The organism is Gordonia sp. i37, from assembly GCF_002043085.1.
In the GTDB taxonomy this organism is placed as follows: domain Bacteria; phylum Actinomycetota; class Actinomycetes; order Mycobacteriales; family Mycobacteriaceae; genus Gordonia; species Gordonia polyisoprenivorans.
In genome coordinates this window covers 1-1,028 of sequence record NZ_MVPX01000452.1, presented here as the reverse complement: position 1 = coordinate 1,028, position 1,028 = coordinate 1, and the positions used below count along the sequence as shown (strand labels likewise).

Below are 1,028 nucleotides of genomic sequence, written 5' to 3'. Positions count from 1 at the left end.
CGGGGCATCGGGTGTCGATGTGCGCCAACCCGCGGACGATGGCGTCGGTGTGTTCGGACGAGATGGACCCGTCCGCGGCATGCGCCAACAACAGGTCGACATCGGTGGTGGCGGCGACCCGCACATACCGACTTGCGACGGCGGGTGCGCAACCCATGCTGATCAACAACTCCCGCAGCCGGGTGGTCTTGTGGTCGGCCACGCCCAGCCGGTCCAGTTCGCCGGTGAGGGTGGTGGCGTGGTGATCAACCAGGTTCCGCAGCAACAGGACTTGCTTCATCGCACCGAAGGCCTGTGGCCCGGTCATCTCCGGATCCCATTGCAGGTCGCTGAGTTGGGTGACGATCCCGGCGAAAACCGCTTCGGCGTCAAGAGCTTCGGTGGTGTCGATCATGGGCCCCTCCCCAGTGGCTGATCGGTGTGATGGGTCCACTCTACTCGAACATGTGGATTAGGGCAAGGGTGTTCGATGATTCTGGGGAGGCAAAGGTGCTTGTGGACAACGGATTTCGGGGGTGGGCTGGCGGCAGTTTTCTGTCGGTGGGGTGTGGTAGGGGGTGCGGCTTTCGCTGTGAGCCGGATCGATGTGGTTGGGAGGCTTGTTGTCTCACCGGGTCTCGAGGCCCGGCGCCTGGGGCGCCGTGCGCCTCGACTATCGGGGAAAGGGGCTCGTTGCGCGGGCAGGGCGGGTTGCTCGACCATCTGGAGGGCAGGGTTTTCGATGATGGGGGGCGCCTGGACGGTCGGGATTGCTGTGTACGCGGCGCCTACGTATGGACGCGGCTGGTGCAGCAGGGGCGTCTACGAATTCGGCTCGCGTTTGGCGCTTCGGCGGTGGATGTGGTTGGGAGGCTTGTTCTCTCACCGGGTCTCGAGGCCCGGCGCCTGGGGTGCCGGGCACCTCGACCATCGGGAAGGGCTCGACCATCGGGGCAGCGCCCCGGCGGTGAGTTCAGTGCCGGATCGGCGCCGGAGCCCAGAGTCCGCTGCGGGTGGCGGTGCCGGTGGTGATCTCGGCGTGGCGGGGG

At 66.5% G+C, this 1,028-nt stretch carries 1 pseudogene; it reads right to left on the bottom strand.

Going from position 1 to position 1,028, the window contains the following annotated elements:
• A pseudogene (locus B1964_RS22270) lies at nt 1-394 on the bottom strand (HNH endonuclease); the annotation flags it as partial.
• Nucleotides 395-1,028 lie beyond the last annotated feature (634 nt).